Source organism: Pseudomonas sp. SMV7 (assembly GCF_052041995.1).
Classification (GTDB): Bacteria; Pseudomonadota; Gammaproteobacteria; order Pseudomonadales; family Pseudomonadaceae; genus Aquipseudomonas.
This window is the reverse complement of the sequence record NZ_JBKGGT010000075.1, coordinates 1-265: the sequence shown is the minus strand read 5'-3', so window position 1 is coordinate 265 and position 265 is coordinate 1. Positions and strand designations below refer to the sequence as shown.

Annotated in this window: 1 protein-coding gene; it reads left to right on the top strand. The window is 58.9% G+C overall.

The annotated features are described in order from the left end of the window. A partial coding sequence (locus tag ACLEJP_RS25600) for an immunoglobulin-like domain-containing protein (RefSeq protein WP_440810933.1) occupies positions 1-265 on the top strand: 265 nt, incomplete at both ends.

The window sequence follows — 265 nt, the reverse complement described above, 5'->3', positions numbered from 1 at the left end:
TGTGATTACCTACACCGTGACCCTGAGCAACCCGGCTCAGACCCCGGTGACGGTGACTCTGTCCAACGGCCAGACCATTACCGTTGAAGCTGGCAAGACCCAGGGCAGTGTCAATTTCGAGACTCCGGCGAACGACGTTTACAATAACGGCTCGACCGTCAGCACCACGATTACCGGTGCCACCGGTGGCAACTTCGAGCAACTGACGCCGAACCCGACTCCTGCTCAGACCACGATCAACGACTCGGTCGACACTACTACCGCG